This window comes from Streptococcus sp. GMD6S (assembly GCF_000297015.1).
This window is the reverse complement of the sequence record NZ_AJRH01000219.1, coordinates 1-744: the sequence shown is the minus strand read 5'-3', so window position 1 is coordinate 744 and position 744 is coordinate 1. Positions and strand designations below refer to the sequence as shown.

Genomic DNA, 744 nt, shown 5'->3' with positions numbered 1-744 from the left:
CATGCTAAGCCAACAGGTAGACTAGCATGCAGACAGGCCATGGAGATGATAGTTGCCGAAAAGACATGGCGACTGGGCATCGACCGTCCCGAACTATCCTTATCAAGAAGGGGACAGATATCCCAAGTTTCATAAGGTCGCGGGTGGTTGATTTTCTTACGAAAAAGAGACAAAATCACAAAACCTGAGGCAGGGACAAGCAAATAAACCCCAACTTGCTGACCAAGTCCTAGTTGCAGGTAAGTGGTGACTAGCAAGGCCAGGTAGACCAGAGGCATGGCGACTGTCATCAAACGATTGAAACTGCGTAACAGAAATAAAAGAGTGGGATGGCTGGTGAGTCTGGAGCTGATATTTTGATACCATTCTTGATAATTTTTCATTTATACTTCTCATTCATTACCTTGTTTTCGTCTACAGGTGAGACGTTTGTCTTCTAGTATAGTGCAGAAAAAGAAGGCCGTCAAGCCTTCTTTAGATTTATTCTTCTGCTTCGTCTTCTGTAAATTGACTATTGTAGAGATCCGCATAAAAGCCACCTTGCGCCATCAGCTCCTCGTGATTGCCTTGCTCGATGATATTTCCATCTTTCATGACAAGAATCAAATCTGCATTACGAATCGTTGACAAGCGGTGGGCGATGACAAAGGAAGTTCTGCCTTCCATCAAACGGTCCATGGCTTTTTGAATCAACTCCTCTGTACGTGTGTCGACTGAAGATGTCGCTTCATCCAAAATCAAGAG

1 protein-coding gene and 1 pseudogene are annotated in these 744 nt (G+C 44.2%); both read right to left on the bottom strand.

Features of this window, described 5'->3' with window-relative positions:
* The coding region (locus GMD6S_RS09790) for a hypothetical protein (protein WP_000800921.1) at nucleotides 1-383 on the bottom strand (383 nt) is incomplete at its 3' end.
* Between the two features lie 97 nt (nucleotides 384-480).
* Nucleotides 481-744, bottom strand: a pseudogene (locus GMD6S_RS09785) (ABC transporter ATP-binding protein); the annotation flags it as partial.